The organism is Pseudomonas sp. CJQ_9 (assembly GCF_043106615.1).
GTDB classification, from domain to species: domain Bacteria; phylum Pseudomonadota; class Gammaproteobacteria; order Pseudomonadales; family Pseudomonadaceae; genus Aquipseudomonas; species Aquipseudomonas juntendi.
Genome location: NZ_JBICMS010000030.1, coordinates 1 through 1,181, shown reverse-complemented (window position 1 = coordinate 1,181; position 1,181 = coordinate 1). Strand labels below are relative to the sequence as shown.

General features: G+C 60.4%; 1 protein-coding gene. It reads right to left on the bottom strand.

Annotated elements, in window-relative coordinates; all coding sequences use genetic code 11:
* Positions 1–1,181: immunoglobulin-like domain-containing protein (locus tag ACF8SD_RS05140; protein WP_392546464.1), on the bottom strand; the 1,181-nt coding region annotated here is incomplete at both ends.

Below are 1,181 nucleotides of genomic sequence, written 5' to 3'. Positions count from 1 at the left end.
CCACCGGTAGCATTTTCGATGGTGACGCTGACGGTCGACCCATTGTTGTAGACGTCGTTGGCCGGCGTCTGGAAATCGACACTACCCTGGGTTTTGCCAGCTTCAACGGTCACAGTCTGGCCGTTGGACAGGGTCACAGTAACCGGCGTCTGAGCAGGGTTGCTCAGGGTCACGGTATAAGTGATCACGCCACCTTCGGTCACGCTCGGCGATGCAGTGAGGGTCGCGGTGGTGGTGTCGACCGAATCATTGATCGTGGTTTGAGCTGGGGTCGGGTTCGGCGTCAGTTGCTCGAAGTTACCGCCGGTGGCGTTTTCGATGGTGACGCTGACAGTCGAGCCATTGTTGTAAACGTCGTTAGCCGGCGTCTGGAAGTCGACACTGCCTTGGGTCTTGCCAGCTTCAACGGTCACAGTCTGGCCGTTGGACAGGGTCACAGTAACCGGCGTCTGGGCAGGATTGCTCAGGGTCACGGTGTAGGTGATCACACCGCCTTCGGTCACCGACGGGCTCGCGGTCAACGTTGCAGTGGTGGTGTCGACCGAGTCATTGATCGTGGTTTGAGCCGGGGTCGGGTTCGGCGTCAGTTGTTCGAAGTTACCGCCTGTGGCGTTTTCGATGGTGACGCTAACGGTGGAGCCATTGTTGTAAACGTCGTTAGCCGGCGTCTGGAAATCGACACTGCCCTGAGTCTTGCCCGCTTCAACGGTCACGGTCTGGCCGTTGGACAGGGTCACGGTTACCGGGGTCTGAGCAGGGTTGCTCAGGGTCACGGTATAGGTGATCACGCCGCCTTCGGTCACGCTCGGCGATGCAGTGAGGGTCGCGGTGGTGGTGTCGACCGAATCATTGATCGTGGTCTGAGCCGGAGTCGGGTTCGGGGTCAGTTGCTCGAAGTTACCGCCAGTGGCGTTCTCGATGGTGACGCTGACGGTCGAGCCGTTGTTGTAGACGTCGTTGGCCGGCGTCTGGAAATCGACACTGCCCTGAGTCTTGCCCGCTTCAACGGTCACGGTCTGGCCGTTGGACAGGGTCACGGTTACCGGCGTCTGAGCAGGGTTGCTCAGGGTGACGGTGTAGGTGATCACGCCACCTTCGGTCACGCTCGGCGATGCAGTGAGGGTCGCGGTGGTGGTGTCGACCGAATCACTGATCGTGGTCTGAGCCGGAGTCGGGTTCGG